Source organism: Enterobacter sichuanensis (genome assembly GCF_002939185.1).
Taxonomy (GTDB): domain Bacteria; phylum Pseudomonadota; class Gammaproteobacteria; order Enterobacterales; family Enterobacteriaceae; genus Enterobacter; species Enterobacter sichuanensis.
In genome coordinates this window covers 1-264 of the sequence record NZ_POVL01000192.1, presented here as the reverse complement: position 1 = coordinate 264, position 264 = coordinate 1, and the positions used below count along the sequence as shown (strand labels likewise).

The window sequence follows — 264 nt, the reverse complement described above, 5'->3', positions numbered from 1 at the left end:
GCTTTCAGGCATACCTGCTTTCGTCATTTTGTTCAGCGCTCGTACCAGGGCCATAGCCTCCGCAACCTGACCATCGTAGTCACGCAGCGTCAGTGAACCCCCGAACAGCTGTTTTACCCGGTACATCGCCGTTTCCGCTATCGAGCGACGGTTATAATCTGTTGTCCATTTCCACCGCGCATTACTCCCGGTCATTCGCTGATTAGCCACTGCACGGTTACGGTCTGCATATTCACCGGGCCAGTAACCCGCACCTTTTCGGGG

General features: G+C 55.3%; 1 protein-coding gene. It reads right to left on the bottom strand.

The genetic code is table 11. The features are described from left to right. Positions 1-264, bottom strand: a 264-nt coding sequence (locus tag C5687_RS24475) for a transposase (RefSeq protein ID WP_146086330.1), incomplete at both ends; no start/stop codon positions are given.